A 13,475-nucleotide genomic window follows, 5' to 3' on the forward strand; every position below is an offset into this window, starting at 1 on the left:
CCCGACTGCTTTACCCCCGTCCAGTCCCAAACCCGGATATGCGAGTGGAGTTCGACCGAGACACCTGCATCGGGATGTACCAGTGCGTCGCGGAGTGGGACGGCTTCGAGAAGGACGCGGACGCCGGGAAGGCCGTGCTCGTCGACGGCGACGAAACCGAGGACGGCGTGTTCAGCCGCGAAATCCCCGAGAGCGACGAATTCGACGCGGAGTTCGCGGCGCGGTCGTGTCCCGTGGACGCCATCCGCGTCTACGACGACGACGGCGAGCAGGTCGTCTAGGGTTTCACGAGGACTTTCACGGCCTCGCGTTCGTCCATCGCCTCGTAGCCCTCGGGGACGCCGTCGAGGTCGACGGTCTTCGTGAATATCGGCGAGGGGTCGAGCGTGCCCTGGAGCACGTCGGCCATGAGGTCGTCAACGTAGGCGCGGACGGGCGCAACACCCCCACTGAGCGTGACGTTTTTCGAGAACGCTGTCCCGAGGAACTCGGCTTCCTCGACACCGGCGGGGACGCCGACGTATCCGACGGTACCGCCGGGGCGCGCCACGTCGAACGCGGTGCTCATCGAGGATTCGGCGCCCACGCATTCGAGCACGTGGTTCGCGCCGCCGTACGTGAGTTCTTGCAGCTCCTCCACGGCTTCCTCGCCGCGACTCGCTACCGTCTCCGTCGCGCCGAACTCCTCCGCGATTTCCAGTCTATCCTCGTGGTGGCCGACCGCGATGATGCGCTCCGCGCCGAGCCGGGAAGCGGCGAGCACGCCGCACAACCCGACAGCACCGTCCCCGACGACGACGGCGGTGTCGCCCGCTTCGACACCGGCGCTGACGGCGGCGTGGTGGCCCGTGCACATCACGTCGGTCAGCGGGAGGAGGGCTTCGAGCGTGTCCTCGTCGTCGGCGTACCGCTCGGGTACGCGGACGAGCGTGCCGTCCGCGGTGGGTGCGCGGACGCGCTCGCCCTGTGCGCCGCCGTTCGCGCCGCTCCAGCCGTCGCCGTTCACGCACGACGTGTGGAGGCCCTTCCGGCAGAACTCGCACTCTCCACAGGAGATGGAGAACGGGGCGAGCACGCGGTCGCCCGGCCGGACGTGCCGCACGTCCTCACCGACCTCCTCGACGATCCCCATCGGTTCGTGGCCGATGCGGCTTCCCTCCTCGCGGTCGCTCTGCCCGCGGTACGGCCAGAGGTCGGAGCCACAGATGGCGGTGTGCGTGACGCGGACGATAGCGTCCGTCGGTTCCTCGAGTTCGGGGTCGGACACGCTCTCGATGCGAACGTCACCGGGACCGTGGTAGACAGCGGCGTCCATACCCATAGCCCGACTGCGACCCGCAAAAAACCTCCCTCCCAGACAATACTTTTATACTTCGGCGACAAACGTGTGGGTGTCTACCATGTGTCATCCCTGGGAGGAGGTACCGGTCTGGACCGAGGAAGCGGACGACGAGGACGACGAGATGGCGGACGTCCAGCGCGAAGTTCCGCCTAGCTGAGTTCGGCGTACTGCTCGGAGAGCTTCTCCGCAGCCTCGCCGAGCTGGTCGCGCTCGTACTCGGTGAGGTCCCACTCCACGACTTCTTCGACGCCCTCCGAGCCGAGTTTTACGGGAACGCCGAACGCCGTGTTCTCGTGCCCGAACTCGCCCTCGAGCGGAATGCTCGCTGGGAGCACCTCGCCCGTGTCGCGGAGCACGGCCTCGACCATGTGCGCGACGCCTCTCGCGGGCCCCCACTGGGTCGCGCCCTTCCGCTCGATGACGTTCATCGCGGACTCCTGGAGGTCGGCGAGGATCTCCTCGCGCTCGTTCTCGCCGAACGACGGGTCGTGGCCGTCCACGCGAACCTTCGAGAACACGGGCACCTGCGCGTCCCCGTGCTCGCCGAGGATTGTCGCTTCGACGTTCTGCACCGGCACGTCGAAGCGCTGGGAGAGCACGTACCGGAACCGCGCGCTGTCCAACCGACCGCCGAACCCGATGACTTTCTCGCGCGCTCGCTCACCCGTCTCGTAGAGATGGCGGTTCAGGAGGTCGACGGGGTTCGAGGTCGTGATGGAGACGAAGTCGTCGTTGTACTCCGCGAGGCTCGAACCGATGTCCTCCATGATGGGCGCGTTGTCGCTCGCGAGGTCGATGCGGGTCTGTCCGGGCTTGCGCGGAATCCCCGCCGTGATGACGACCACGTCGGACCCTTCGGTCGCGGCGTAGTCGCCCTGCACGACTTCGGTGTTCGAGTCGTACGCGATACCGTGGTTCGCGTCCGCGGCCTGTCCGACCGCCTCGTCCTCCTTCTCCGGAATGTCGACGAACACCAGTTCGTCCACGATGTCGCGGAGTGCGAGACTGTAGCCTGCCGCCGCGCCGACCGTACCCGCCGCGCCGACGATGCTGACTTTCACCATATTCGAGAGTGCTCGCGGCGTTCTGTTAAGCGCTTCGCCACTCCGGACGCCCGCTGTCTCAGGGGTCCGAGACCGTGACCGAGCCGTTCCCGTCGAGTTCCACGACGAGCCCGCAGTGCTCGCGGAACCGCTCGATTACGTCGGGGTCGTGGACTTCAGTGGAGACGTGGAACAGGCCGACCGCGTCGTGCTCTGTGAGGAGGTCGCCGAGCCGGTCGAGCGCGTCGAGCGCGCGCTCCTCGTCCGCGTAGTACGCGAGTTCCGTGACGGAGTCGAAACTCACGCGGCGCTTCCCCGTCGTCCCCTCGAGGAAGTCCTCCGCGACTGCGATGATGCCTTCCACGTCGTCCGGCGAGGACACGTACCGGATGTGCTCGGAGCCGCGCCGCGAGTATCCGCGGTCGACGCTCAGCGCGTCCAGCACGTACGCTCGCGACTCGTCCCCGTCACCAGAACGCCGTGCGTTCTGGTTTGCCGCCGAGCGTGGCTCGGCGACGCCGTAGTAGTCGAGTTTCTGCTCGACCTCCCGCGCGGTCGTTCGCGTGGAGATGACGAGGAACCGGTCGGTGTCGGTTTTGAGGAAGTCGGTGTCGATGCGGTCCGTTTCGGCCGTACTCGGATGGAGGAGGAGCACGGCAGTCCCACCGGGAATCGACGCCGGCCCGCCGTCGATCGCGAGTTCGTAGTCCATAGCCCGAGCGAGGAGCGCCCGGAACTTAACTTCCGCTGGCGTGCACGCCGACCTCGCCGCTCGCGTGGACGCCCGGTCGCCGAGTTTCGCGTCGACGCCCACGACACCGTTCAGGTCACGCGCACCGCTGGCCGCCCCTTTCCATTTGAAGGTTTGGTGGACTCATCGCGGTCGCGAATCGTGAGCCGCGCATTCGCGGAGAAAACAGCGGGTGTTAGAGGTCGCGGCTGTTGAACCGGAGGTAGCCGACGAGGGGGGCGAGGACGAGCCACGCGACGAGGATGACTATCATCGTGGGGCCGGCGAAGAGGATGCTGTCGGGCAGGCTGCCGAGGCTGGTGCCGAACCCGGCTTCGGGGACGAAGTTCGCGAGCGCGAACGTGTACGCGCCGGACGGCGGGATGATGTTGAAGACGAACGGCCAGATGTCGTCCGGGGAGACCTGGAGGTCGAGGAGGACGACGAGGCCGGTGGGGATGAGCGGCAGGAGGAATTCGACGAGGAAGTAGAACCCGATGGCGCCGAGGGTGGCGCGGCCGCTGTCGTTCGTGAGGCTGGAGATACCGACGCCGATGGCGGTGTAGACCGCGCCGAGGACGAGTGAGAAGACGCCGAACACGGCGAAGGACGCGAGACTGTACGTGTCGTAGAGCGCGAGCATGACGACGAGGCTGACGACGAGGCCGACGAGAATGGAGACGGAGAGGACGGCGGTACGCCCGACGACCTTTCCGAGGACCGCGTCGCGTCGGCTGTGCGGGAGGGAGAGGAGGAGTTTCGCGCTCCCGGATTCGACTTCGCCGACGATGGCCTTGTGGCCGACGAAGAGACCGATGATTGGGACGAGGATGGTGACGGGACTGGTGAGGAAGGCGATGAGGCCGAGCGTGTCCACGGTGGGGTCGCCGGTTCCGCCGCTCTCCGTGAACACCCGGTAGAGGTAGGCCATGCCGGCCATGAACAGGACGAACAGGGCGGTGAGCCCCCAGAGCATTCGGGAGCGCATGGCGTCCCGGAAGTCCTTCTTGGCGACGACGGTCCAGCTCATTCTGCGTCCTCCGTGTACGCCGCGAACACTTCGTCGAGGCTCGCTTCCTCGGTCGCGAAGTCGCTGACCGTCACGCCCGTACTCTCGATAGCGTCGAGAACGCTCGTTTTGGCGTCGCTGTCGCCGCGTACGCGGATGGTGTCGCGGTCCGCGCTCACCTCTTGCACGCCGTCGACGTTCTTCGCCGCTTCCAGCGCGTCCGGGGTGACTTCGTCCACGACGACGGTGAGGACGGCGCCGGTACCGACGGCGTTCCGGAGGCCGCGGATGGTGTCCTCGGCGACAATCTCACCCTTCCGGAGGATACCCACGCGGTCACAGACGGCTTCGACCTGTTCGAGGATGTGGCTGGAGAAGAAGACGGTCGCGCCGCGGTCGGCTTCTTCGAGGATGAGTTGACGCATCTCGCGCGCGCCGTTCGGGTCGAGACCGGTGCTGGGCTCGTCGAGGATGATGAGGTCCGGTTCTCCCACGAGCGCCATCGCGAGCGCGAGGCGTTGCTGCATTCCCTTCGAGTACCCGCCGGCTTTCCGGTCGCGGTCGGCGGGGTCGATGCCGACGCGGTCGAGGAGGGCGTCGGGGTCGTCGCTCGCGCCCTTCGATTCGACCGCGAAGTCGACGTGCTGGCGGCCGGTGAGGCGGTCGTAGACCGAGAACCCCTCGGGGAGCACGCCGATGTCGTCGCGGATGGAGAGCGCGTCGTCGTGGGAGTCCTGACCGAGGACGTGCGCTTCGCCCTCAGTCGGGCGGACGAAGTCGAGAATGATGTCGATTGTCGTGGACTTCCCGGCGCCGTTCGGACCGAGGAAACCGAACACCTCGCCGTCTTCGACTTCGAGGTTGACGCCGCGGAGGGCGGTGACGTCGCCGAACTCCTTTCGGACTCCGGATAGTTCTATCGCTGCCATGTCCGGGAGGTGTCACTGCCACATGAAGAAGATACCGGAAAAAAGTGCCTAGAGGTCTACTGTGTCGAACCGAGCGCTCCCGAGCGCGAGTGGGACGGCCGCCCACGCGAGGAGGACGGCGAACGCGAGCGCACCGTTTCCGGTGCCGTCGACGGGGAATCCGACCGCGCGGAGCCCGTCCATGTACGCCGTCGTCGGATTGAGGGTCGGGTACCACGCCAGCCACTCCGGCCGGGGCGTCGCGGGCCACGCGAACCCGTTGAGGACGTAGCGTGCGGCGTCGACGGGCAGCCACCAGTAGAGGACGAGGCCGCCGACGCCCATGCAGCCGAGGAGCGCGCGAGTCGGCGTGCGGGTCGCGGCGGACCAGCCGACGGCGACGCCGACGAACGCGGCGGTGAGCGCGAGGCCCGCGAACAGGAGGCCCGCGGTGGTGACGAGGCCGTCTACGGGCTGGGAGCGCGTCACCGCGAACGCCGCGCCCACGACGAGCAGGACGACCACGGGTATCGCGGTCGTGACGAACCGGCCGAGCGCGGTGCCGGCGACGAGCTCGCGCCGCGAGATAGGGAGGGAGAGCGGGAGGCGGAGGCGCCCCGACTGCCGCGGGCCGTTCACGGCGTCGTAGCAGTTCGACGCCACCGAGATAGGAACGACGAGCAACAGCACGGGACCGAACAACCGCATCGTATCGGGGGCGCTCCACGCGCTCTCGGTCAGGACGTCGATACCGCCGGCGACGAACACGGCGAACAGCGCCGCGCCCGCTGTTGACCACGTGAGGCTGCCGTCGGCGCGCGCGACGCGCACGTCCTGTCGCGCGACGACGAGCCAGCCGGGCGTGCTGGAGGGCATACGCGACTGTCCCCTCTCGCTCGCCTAAAAGCTACCTACACCACGTCCTCGGGGTCGTGTTGCTCCATCATCCGCGCCGCCTCCTTGCGGTACTGTTCGCGGCGCTCTTCCTCTTCGACGGGTTCGAGCGTGTCCTCGTCGACGGCCGTCGCGGCGGTCGGTTCGGCGGCGTGCAGCGACCGTTCCTTGTGCAGCACGCGCTCGCCGTCCGGCGTCGCGTACACCAGGCTCAGCAGTCCCTTGTCCGTGTACTCGCGGTAGACGAGCCACACGCGCGTCTCACTCATACATCGGGGTTTCGCGCTCGGCGACTTAACGCTGGTCTCCCGCCCGCGGCGGCCACGCTTATCAGCGACGGCGTCGAACCCGCGAGTGATGTCGGTCGCGCTCTCGGAGGTCCTGTTCGACGGCGAGTCGGTCGTGGAGCGCGTGGACTGCGGCGCGAACGCGCTCGTCGTCACCACGCACCGCATCATCGCGCTCACTCCGGCCGGGGACGGCGAGCGCGTGCGGTACGCCGACCGTCCGAACGTCGAGACCGTTCGGGTGGAGACCGCCGGTACCACCCGCCACCTCCGATTCGGCCTCCGGCAGACCGCGTTCGCCGTCTTCCTGCTTGCAGCCGGTACGCTGTTCTCGCTCGACGGCATCGCGGACTCCGTGGCGGGCGCGACCGGGGCCGCGCGCGAGGTCGGTGTCGGCGCGCTCGTGCAGGTGCTCGCGACGGTCGCGCTGTTCGCGCGGTACTTCGACGACGCGCTCGTCGCCCTCGGCGGCCTCACTGCCCTGCTCGCCGCCATCGGGTTCGCGCGCTACCTGCGGTCGCGCTCGCGGGCGCTCGTCGTGGAGACGTACGGCGGCGAGGAACTCCGCGTCCCCGCGCCGGACGCCGACGAGGCGGACGCGGGCCGGGTTCTGGAAGCGCTCGACTGAAACCCCGCGAGCGCCAACCTCCGGTGATGGACGCGAGTCAGGTGCGCGAGCGCGCCCGCGACCTCCCCACCGACCCCGGCGTCTACCAGTTCCTCACCGAGGAGGGCGTCGTCCTCTACGTCGGGAAGGCCGTGGACCTGCGCTCGCGCGTGCGCTCCTACGCGGACCCGCGGAGCAACCGCATCGCGCGGATGGTCGAGCGCGCGAGCGGCCTCGACTTCGCGGTGACGGACACGGAGACGCAGGCCCTCCTCCTCGAAGCGAACCTCATCAAGCGCCACCAGCCCCGGTACAACGTCCGCCTGAAGGACGACAAGTCCTATCCGCTGGTGCAGTTCACCGACCACGACTATCCCCGCATCGAAATCACGCGCGACCCCGACGAGGGCGCGACCGCCTACGGCCCGTACACGGACAAGTCTCGCGTGGAGACTGTCGTGAAAGCCGTCCGCGAGCAGTACGGCTTGCGGGGGTGTTCGGACCACAAGTTCTCGAACCGCGACCGCCCCTGCCTCGACCACGACATCGGCCTGTGTACCGCGCCCTGCACGGGCGAAATCAGCCGCGAGGACTACGTTTCGGACGCGGACGCGGTGAAGCGGTTCTTCGAGGGAGAAACCGGTGTTCTCGCGGACCCAATCGAGCGCGCGATGACCGAGGCGGCGGAGCGCGAGGAGTTCGAGCGCGCGGCGAACCTCCGCGACCGACTGGACGCGGTGCGGGCGTTCCACGGTGGCGGCGGGGAGGCGGTCACCGGGCACGGCCACGAGCGCCACGTCGACGTGCTCGGCGCCGCCATCGAGGGCGACAGCGCGACCGTCGCGCGGTTGCACGCGGAGGACGGCCAGCTCGTGGAGCGCGACCAGCACCGCGTGGACGCCCCCGAGGGCGAGGACCGCGTCGCGGCGGTGCTCGCGGCGTTCATTCCCCAGTACTACGCCGAACGCGACCTCCCGGACGCGCTCTTGCTCCCGGAAGACCCCGACGACGCTGACCTCGACGCGTGGCTGGACACGGAGGGCGTGGACGTGCGCGTGCCCGGCGCGGGCCGCGAAGCCACCCTGGTAGACCTCGCGTTGAAGAACGCGCACCGGCGCTCCGGCGGCCGGGACGAACTCGGCGCGCTCGCGGACGCGCTCGGCATCTCCCGCCCGACCCGCATCGAGGGGTTCGACGTGAGCCACGCGCAGGGCAAGTCCGTCGTCGGGAGCGACGTGACGTTCGTCGACGGACGCCCCGAGAAGTCCGACTATCGGCGGAAGAAGCTCGAAGAGGAGAACGACGACTACGCGAACATGCGGCGGCTCGTGCGCTGGCGCGCCGAACGCGCGCTCGCCGGTGAGGACGACCGCCCCGACCCAGACCTCATCCTCATCGACGGCGGCCGCGGCCAGCTCGACGCCGCGCTCGACGCGCTCGACGAGACCGGCTGGGAGGTACCTGTGGTGTCGCTGGCGAAGCAGGAGGAGGTCGTGGTCGCGCCCGACCGCTCGTACGACTGGCCGGACGACGCCCCCCAGTTGCACGTCCTGCAGCGCGTCCGCGACGAGGCGCATCGGTTCGCCGTCCAGTACCACCAGAGCCTCCGCGACGACGTTTCGACCGCGCTGGACGACGTGGACGGCGTCGGCCCGGAACTCCGCAAGCGCCTGCTCCGGCGGTTCGGGAGCGTCGAGGGCGTGCGCGGTGCGTCCGAGGAGGAACTCCGGGGCGTCGAGGGCGTCGGCGAGGCGACGGCGGAGACGCTCGCGCGACGGCTCTGACCGGACGGGACTTTATGTAGGAATGGGGAGCATATCGGGGCGATGACCGATGGAACTCGCCGCACATTCGCCCTCCTCTGCGTGCTGTTGACCGCGTCCCTCGCGGGCTGCGGCGGCGCACAACCGAACACCACGACCGCGACGACCGAGGATTCGAGCCTCTGGCGGGCGTCGACCGTTCTCACGCTCGTCTCCGAAGCCAACACGTCTCATCAGGTGGACGTGCGACTCGACCCGGAGTCCGCCGACCCCGAGAACCGAACCGTCTCGCTCGCCTCCGGCGAACGGGTAGCTATCGACCGCGAGCACGGCGAGTACACCGTTCGCGTCGCCGTCCGTGGCGGTGAGGCGATAGTCAGAACCGTCCCCGAACACCAGGAACTGGTCGTGACTATCACGGACGGCGGCGACCTGAACACGAGCCGGATTACCGTCTGAGTCGGAGTGTATCCTTCGCTCTGCCTCGCGGTTTCCCACCCGTTCACGGAGCGTATATATCAGTTAGATACTATACGGGCGTATGGACGATAGAACCCTTCTCGAACTGGTCGCCGCCGTCGCGCTCCTCGCGCTCGTAGTGGCGAGCGGGGAACTCCTCCTCGGACTGGTAGCGCTCCTGCTTCTCCGGATTCTCTCAACCCTCATTGACATCCGGGAGGCGGTCGCCGGAGCGGACGGGTCGGACGCGAGACGATAGGCGCTCTCGCGCCGGCTTTGAAAAGGGACGCGGCCGGGGTGCGGAGGCAGCGGCCGCGTCGATGGCGGCGAACGGGGAGGAGGTCGCCGCCAGTGTTCGCTACGCGCCCACCGATAATAAAACCTGATTACACTAATTCAAACCTAGTTGTTTTACTGGGGTGGGCGTCCCCGAACGCGTATGGACTCCGTCCCCCTGTTCGACTCCTACACCGAACGCAGCGAGATTCTCATGCCGAACCAGACGAACAACCTCGGGCGCGCGCTCGGCGGCGCGGTCCTCCACTGGATGGACATCTGCGGCGCCATCACGGGCCGGCGGTTCGCCCGCCGTCAGGTCGTCACCGCCTCCATGGACCACGTTGACTTCCTCGCGCCAATCGACCTCGGCGACATCGTCACGGTTCGCGGCTACGTCTTCGACACCGGCGAGTCCAGTCTCGACGTGAAAGTGGACGTGAGCGCGGAACGCCCGAGCGAGCGCGAGGAACGGGACACGACGAGCTCGTTCTTCACGTTCGTCGCGCTCGACGAGGACGAGCGCCCGGCGAGCGTCCCGGACGTGGCGACGCCGACCGACGAGGAAGCCGAACTCCGGGCGGACGCGCTCCGCGAACGCCGAACACGGAGAGAAGCGGTTCAGTCCCAGTCCAACTGACCGCCGGACTGGTACTCCGTCACCGTCGACTCGAAGAAGTTCTTCTCCTTGTTCAAATCCGCTTGTTCGGCCATCCACGGGAACGGGTTCTCCGTGCCGAACACGGGGTCCATGCGGAGCTGGCGGAGCCGTCGGTCCGCGATGTACTCGACGTACTCCACGAACTGCTCGCTCGACATCCCGAGCACGTCGTCCGGGCACGCCTCCCGCGCGTACTGCCCCTCCAGCTCGACGGCTTCCCGAATCAGCCCCTCGACCTCGTTCTCGAACGCTTCGGTCCAGACGCCGGGGTTCTCGTCCCGAATCTGATTGATGAGGTCGACGCCGAAGTTCAGGTGGAGTGACTCGTCGCGCATGATGTACTCGAACTGCTCGCCGATACCGACCATCTTCCCCTGGCGCTTCAGCGCGAGCATCATCGCGAACCCCGCGTAGAAGAACACGCCCTCCATCACGACGTAGAACCCCACGAGGTCGCGCACGAACTCCCGGAGGTCCGCCGTGCTGTCGATGGTGAAGTCGTCGCGGTCGAGCGCACGCGTCAGGTCGACGACGAACTCGTCTTTCGCCTCGATGGCGGGGATGCGGTCGTACATCCCGTACATGTAGTCCGGGTCGAAGCCCAGGCTGTCGCAGCAGTAGATGAAGGTGTCCGTGTGGATGGCTTCCTCGTACGCCTGCCGGAGGAGGTACTGCCGGCACTCGGGCGCGGTGACGTGCTCGTACACCGCGAGCACGAGGTTGTTCGCCGTGAGGGACTCCGCCGTGGAGAAGAACCCGAGATTCCACTCCACGAGCTGGCGTTCGGCGTCGCTCAAGGCGTCGCCGCGCCACTGGGACACGTCGTCCTGCATCGGCACCTCCTCGGGCGTCCAGTTGTTCGCGACGCCCTGCTGGTAGTACTCGCGCGCCCAGTCGTAGTCGATGGGCAGTATCTTGTTCGGGTCGTGCTGGCTGTCGGTGTTGATGACGGGCATTACTGGCAGGCCTCGCAGGTCGGGTCCTCGACGCTCGGCAGGCTGTTCTCCCCGTCATCGTCGTCCGTGTCGTCGCCCCGGAACTGGGTGTCGTCGTACTCGGTCATGTCGAGCGTGGACTTCTCTATCTGGCTCGCGCCCAGCGTCCGCAGGTAGTACGTCGTCTTCAGCCCGAGTTCCCACGCCGTCGTGTACACGTCGTCGAGTTTGCTGCCGTCCGTCGACGGGAAGAAGACGTTGTGGGATTGACTCTGATCTATCCAGGTCGCGCGCTCCGCCGACAGCCGGAGCTGGTGGCGCGGGTCGATTTCGAACGCCGTCCGGTACAGCTCTTTGAGGTCGTCCGGCACCTCGTCGATCTCCTGGACGGAGCCGTCGTGATAGGTGAGTTTATCGCGGAGTTCGTCCGTCCACAGCCCCCGTTCTTTGAGGTCCTCGACGAGGTGGGTGTTGACGCGCGTGAAGTCCCCGCTCATGTTCGACTTCACGTAGAGGTTCGAGTAGACGGGTTCGATAGACGGCGTCGTGCCCGCGATGGTCGAGATGGTCGCGGTGGGCGCGACCGCCATCGTGTTCGAGTTCCGCATCCCGTGCGCGTCGATTTTCTCCCGCACCGCGCTCCAGTTGAGGCGTTCTTCGACCTCGATTGGGGTCTCGCGGCCGCGCTCTTCCTCCAGGAGCTCGACCGTGTCCTGCGGGAGGATGTCCCGGCTCCACTTCGACCCCTCGAAGGACTCGTACGCGCCGCGCTCGGCCGCCAACTCCGCCGAGGACTCGATGGCGTGGTAGGCGACGAACTCCTGCGCGCGGTCCGCGAAGTCGAGCGCTTCGGCGGAGTTCATCGGGACGCGCTGGGCGAGCAGGGCGTCGTGGAACCCCATCACGCCCAACCCCACCGGCCGGTGGCGCATGTTCGAGCGCTCCGACTTCTCGCTCGGGTAGAAGTTCAGGTCCACGACGTTGTCCAGCATCCGCATCGCGGTCGAGACGGTGTCCTGGAGTTTCTCGCGCGCGAGCCCGGACTCGGTGACGTGCCGGGAGAGGTTCACCGACCCGAGGTTGCAGACGGCGGTCTCCTCCTCGGACGTGTTGAGCGTGATTTCGGTGCAGAGGTTCGAGGAGCGCACGACGCCCGCGTGGTCCTGCGGCGACCGGATGTTGCAGGGGTCCTTGAACGTGATCCACGGGTGGCCGGTCTCGAACAGGCGCGTGAGCATCGTCCGCCAGAGGTCGCTCGCGTCCCGCGTCTCGTAGTTCTCGATCTCCCCGGCTTCGGCCAGGCGTTCGTACTCCTCGTACGTCTCGACGAACTCCTGGCCGTAGGTCTCGTGGAGGTCGGGGACTTCGTCGGGGGAGAACAGCGTCCATTTCCCGTCGTTCTGGACGCGTTCCATGAAGAGGTCGGGCACCCACGCGGCGGTGTTGAGGTCGTGGGTGCGGCGGCGCTCGTCTCCGGTATTCCGCCGGAGGTCGAGGAAGGACGGGAAGTCGAGGTGCCAGCACGCGAGGTAGGCGGCGGCAGCGCCCCGGCGCTTCCCGGAGCGGTTGATCGCGCCGGTCACGTCGTTCGAGATTTTCAGGAACGGCACGACGCCCGTGGACTCGACGCCGGTCGAGGAGATGGTGGCGCCGGTGGCGCGGACGGGCGTCCAGTCGTTCCCGAGGCCGCCCGACCACTTCGAGAGCTTCGCGTGCTCGTGGTACCCTTCGAAGATGCCGTCGAGGTCGTCGGGGATGGTGGTGAGGTAGCACGAGGAGAGCTGGGCGTGCGTGGTGCCGGCGTGGAAGAGCGTGGGCGTGGAGTGAACGAACCGCAGCGTGGAGAGCATGTCGTAGAACTCCTCTGCGTACGCCTGACGGTCGCCCTCGTCCTCGCGGAGCGCGACGCCCATCGCGACCCGCATCCAGAACGTCTGCGGGAGTTCGATCGGCTGGTCGCCGTCCCGGAGGAAGTACCGCTGGTGGAGGGTGTCCATCGCGGTGTAGTCGAGTCGGTCGTCGCGGTCGAGTTCCAGGTAGTCGGCGAGCGCGTCGAGGTCGTAGGTGAGCATGCGCTCGTCCAGGATGTCGGCGGCGACGCCGCGCTCGATGCCCTCGCGGAGGGATTCGCGGTAGGCGGCGTCGCTGGTGGGGTCGTCGAGGCGTTCGCGGCGGTCGCGTTCGCGCTGGACGCGCGCCGCGATGGTGTCGTAGGCTGGGTCGCGGCCGACGCGCGCCGTGAGCGTGTCCGTGAGGGCGTCGTACTGTTCGCGCGCGCTGGCGTCGGCGTAGCTGTTGCGTTCGGCGGCGGCGACGAGGTCGCTCGCGGCGTCGTCGTCGAGCACGTTCTCGTGGCCGTCGCGGGCGCGGTCGAGGACCGCGCGGAGCGATACGTCCGTGGTCTGGTGTTGCTGGCTCATGGGTGGTGAGTGCCGTCGCTCCCGAGAGCTGTGGCTGGTCGAGAACGCCGGCTGTTCGGTCTCTCCCGACGGATTCGGCGCGTCGGGCGTACTCGATGTAGTGCGCCGGGACCGACATAAGGTTTTCCAACAGAGTTGCAC

15 protein-coding genes are annotated in these 13,475 nt (G+C 67.8%); 6 read left to right on the top strand and 9 right to left on the bottom strand.

What is annotated here, in order from left to right; all coding sequences use genetic code 11:
• The first annotated feature begins 38 nt into the window (after positions 1-38).
• Entirely contained in the window at positions 39-281 is a 243-nt protein-coding gene (locus tag U3A55_RS11040) for a ferredoxin (RefSeq protein WP_330991560.1), read from the top strand.
• On the opposite strand, the gene U3A55_RS11045 is transcribed toward U3A55_RS11040, so the two are convergent.
• The 7 genes from U3A55_RS11045 to U3A55_RS11075 all read right to left on the bottom strand — a co-directional run bounded on the left by U3A55_RS11045 (position 278) and on the right by U3A55_RS11075 (position 6,195).
• Positions 278-1,315 carry a zinc-dependent alcohol dehydrogenase family protein gene (locus U3A55_RS11045; RefSeq protein ID WP_330991561.1) on the bottom strand — a complete coding sequence of 346 codons (1,038 nt, stop codon included), beginning with the start codon at positions 1,313-1,315 and terminating at the stop codon, positions 278-280. The genes U3A55_RS11040 and U3A55_RS11045 overlap by 4 nt on opposite strands.
• Before the next feature lie 176 nt (positions 1,316-1,491).
• The gene (gene mdh / locus U3A55_RS11050) at positions 1,492-2,406 is read right to left on the bottom strand and encodes a malate dehydrogenase (protein WP_330991562.1); all 915 of its coding nucleotides are present in this window, start codon (positions 2,404-2,406) and stop codon (positions 1,492-1,494) included.
• A 58-nt stretch (positions 2,407-2,464) separates the two neighbouring features.
• Positions 2,465-3,097 carry a DUF7090 family protein gene (locus U3A55_RS11055; RefSeq protein ID WP_330991563.1) on the bottom strand — a complete coding sequence of 211 codons (633 nt, stop codon included), beginning with the start codon at positions 3,095-3,097 and terminating at the stop codon, positions 2,465-2,467.
• Positions 3,098-3,311: 214 nt separating this feature from the next.
• The gene (locus tag U3A55_RS11060; RefSeq protein ID WP_330991564.1) at positions 3,312-4,145 is read right to left on the bottom strand and encodes an ABC transporter permease; all 834 of its coding nucleotides are present in this window, start codon (positions 4,143-4,145) and stop codon (positions 3,312-3,314) included.
• Entirely contained in the window at positions 4,142-5,053 is a 912-nt protein-coding gene (locus tag U3A55_RS11065) for an ABC transporter ATP-binding protein (RefSeq protein ID WP_330991565.1), read from the bottom strand. The genes U3A55_RS11060 and U3A55_RS11065 overlap by 4 nt, the downstream gene beginning before the upstream one ends.
• A gap of 48 nt (positions 5,054-5,101) precedes the next feature.
• Positions 5,102-5,908, bottom strand: coding sequence for an ABC transporter permease subunit (locus U3A55_RS11070; RefSeq protein WP_330991566.1), 807 nt, complete (start codon positions 5,906-5,908; stop codon positions 5,102-5,104).
• Positions 5,909-5,943: 35 nt separating this feature from the next.
• On the bottom strand, positions 5,944-6,195 hold the full coding sequence (locus tag U3A55_RS11075) for a hypothetical protein (RefSeq protein WP_330991567.1): 252 nt from the start codon (positions 6,193-6,195) through the stop codon (positions 5,944-5,946).
• A gap of 88 nt (positions 6,196-6,283) precedes the next feature.
• Between U3A55_RS11075 and U3A55_RS11080 the strand changes: the two genes are divergently transcribed.
• From U3A55_RS11080 to U3A55_RS11100, 5 genes are all read left to right on the top strand, one after another.
• Entirely contained in the window at positions 6,284-6,841 is a 558-nt protein-coding gene (locus U3A55_RS11080; RefSeq protein ID WP_330991568.1) for a hypothetical protein, read from the top strand.
• 26 nt (positions 6,842-6,867) lie between these two features.
• On the top strand, positions 6,868-8,604 hold the full coding sequence (locus U3A55_RS11085) for an excinuclease ABC subunit C (protein WP_330991569.1): 1,737 nt from the start codon (positions 6,868-6,870) through the stop codon (positions 8,602-8,604).
• A gap of 42 nt (positions 8,605-8,646) precedes the next feature.
• A complete protein-coding gene (locus U3A55_RS11090) occupies positions 8,647-9,042 on the top strand; it encodes a hypothetical protein (protein WP_330991570.1) in 396 nt (131 codons plus the stop codon).
• 82 nt (positions 9,043-9,124) lie between these two features.
• Positions 9,125-9,301 (top strand): hypothetical protein, encoded by a 177-nt coding sequence (locus U3A55_RS11095; protein WP_330991571.1) that lies wholly within the window; start codon positions 9,125-9,127, stop codon positions 9,299-9,301.
• Between the two features lie 180 nt (positions 9,302-9,481).
• On the top strand, positions 9,482-9,958 hold the full coding sequence (locus tag U3A55_RS11100) for an acyl-CoA thioesterase (protein ID WP_330991572.1): 477 nt from the start codon (positions 9,482-9,484) through the stop codon (positions 9,956-9,958).
• Here U3A55_RS11100 and U3A55_RS11105 read toward each other — a convergent pair.
• Both U3A55_RS11105 and U3A55_RS11110 read right to left on the bottom strand, forming a co-directional pair.
• On the bottom strand, positions 9,940-10,935 hold the full coding sequence (locus U3A55_RS11105; protein ID WP_330991573.1) for a ribonucleotide-diphosphate reductase subunit beta: 996 nt from the start codon (positions 10,933-10,935) through the stop codon (positions 9,940-9,942). The two genes, U3A55_RS11100 and U3A55_RS11105, sit on opposite strands and share 19 nt — an antisense overlap.
• Positions 10,935-13,334, bottom strand: a complete 2,400-nt coding sequence (locus U3A55_RS11110) for a ribonucleoside-diphosphate reductase subunit alpha (protein WP_330991574.1) — start codon at positions 13,332-13,334, stop codon at positions 10,935-10,937. Before U3A55_RS11110 ends, U3A55_RS11105 begins: the two co-directional genes overlap by 1 nt.
• Positions 13,335-13,475: the final 141 nt, after the last annotated feature.

It is taken from the genome of Salarchaeum sp. III (assembly GCF_036418315.1).
Classification (GTDB): domain Archaea; phylum Halobacteriota; class Halobacteria; order Halobacteriales; family Halobacteriaceae; genus Salarchaeum.

What these genes read in the sequence shown, in the direction of transcription:
- U3A55_RS11110 (WP_330991574.1), bottom strand. Translation starts at nt 13,334, where the DNA reads ATGAGCCAGCAACACCAGACCACGGACGTATCGCTCCGCGCGGTCCTC.
- U3A55_RS11095 (WP_330991571.1), top strand. Translation starts at nt 9,125, where the DNA reads ATGGACGATAGAACCCTTCTCGAACTGGTCGCCGCCGTCGCGCTCCTC.
- U3A55_RS11060 (WP_330991564.1), bottom strand. Translation starts at nt 4,145, where the DNA reads ATGAGCTGGACCGTCGTCGCCAAGAAGGACTTCCGGGACGCCATGCGC.
- U3A55_RS11075 (WP_330991567.1), bottom strand. Translation starts at nt 6,195, where the DNA reads ATGAGTGAGACGCGCGTGTGGCTCGTCTACCGCGAGTACACGGACAAG.
- U3A55_RS11105 (WP_330991573.1), bottom strand. Translation starts at nt 10,935, where the DNA reads ATGCCCGTCATCAACACCGACAGCCAGCACGACCCGAACAAGATACTG.
- U3A55_RS11085 (WP_330991569.1), top strand. Translation starts at nt 6,868, where the DNA reads ATGGACGCGAGTCAGGTGCGCGAGCGCGCCCGCGACCTCCCCACCGAC.
- U3A55_RS11080 (WP_330991568.1), top strand. Translation starts at nt 6,284, where the DNA reads ATGTCGGTCGCGCTCTCGGAGGTCCTGTTCGACGGCGAGTCGGTCGTG.
- U3A55_RS11045 (WP_330991561.1), bottom strand. Translation starts at nt 1,315, where the DNA reads ATGGACGCCGCTGTCTACCACGGTCCCGGTGACGTTCGCATCGAGAGC.
- U3A55_RS11055 (WP_330991563.1), bottom strand. Translation starts at nt 3,097, where the DNA reads ATGGACTACGAACTCGCGATCGACGGCGGGCCGGCGTCGATTCCCGGT.
- U3A55_RS11040 (WP_330991560.1), top strand. Translation starts at nt 39, where the DNA reads ATGCGAGTGGAGTTCGACCGAGACACCTGCATCGGGATGTACCAGTGC.
- U3A55_RS11090 (WP_330991570.1), top strand. Translation starts at nt 8,647, where the DNA reads ATGACCGATGGAACTCGCCGCACATTCGCCCTCCTCTGCGTGCTGTTG.
- mdh (WP_330991562.1), bottom strand. Translation starts at nt 2,406, where the DNA reads ATGGTGAAAGTCAGCATCGTCGGCGCGGCGGGTACGGTCGGCGCGGCG.
- U3A55_RS11065 (WP_330991565.1), bottom strand. Translation starts at nt 5,053, where the DNA reads ATGGCAGCGATAGAACTATCCGGAGTCCGAAAGGAGTTCGGCGACGTC.
- U3A55_RS11100 (WP_330991572.1), top strand. Translation starts at nt 9,482, where the DNA reads ATGGACTCCGTCCCCCTGTTCGACTCCTACACCGAACGCAGCGAGATT.
- U3A55_RS11070 (WP_330991566.1), bottom strand. Translation starts at nt 5,908, where the DNA reads ATGCCCTCCAGCACGCCCGGCTGGCTCGTCGTCGCGCGACAGGACGTG.